The sequence below is a fragment of the Brevibacillus sp. MCWH genome, from assembly GCF_013096935.1.
Classification (GTDB): Bacteria; Bacillota; Bacilli; order Brevibacillales; family Brevibacillaceae; genus Brevibacillus; species Brevibacillus aydinogluensis.
Genome location: NZ_SDLF01000259.1, coordinates 1 through 379, shown reverse-complemented (window position 1 = coordinate 379; position 379 = coordinate 1). Strand labels below are relative to the sequence as shown.

Sequence of the window (379 nt, the reverse complement as noted above, 5' to 3'; positions counted from 1 at the left end):
TGTATCATCTACTTTATTAAACTTATCCATGAAAAAATTCCACGACACCACTACGAAATTAAGTCAAATTAACGTCAATGATATTATTATTTAATTTTTTTGTTTCTATATACCATAAGTCATTTTTTTGGACTTATGGTATATAGAAAATTAACAAGTTATAAACATGTGAATAAAAAAAATTAGAGGGGGTAAATTCGTGTTAGTACCTTTAGATGTTAAAATGTTTACTCATAATGATTTAGATGGTGTAAGTTGTATAGTAGTAGCTAAATATTTCTTTAAACATGTTTCTTATGAGATTTGTGATTACAAAAGTGTAAATGACAAAATTAAAGGATTTTTTTCTGAATTTGTTAATAAAAGAGGAGATATTATA

1 pseudogene is annotated in these 379 nt (G+C 24.0%); it reads left to right on the top strand.

The annotated features are described in order from the left end of the window. Positions 1-199: 199 nt before the first annotated feature. Positions 200-379, top strand: a pseudogene (locus tag ETC00_RS20370) (hypothetical protein); the annotation flags it as partial.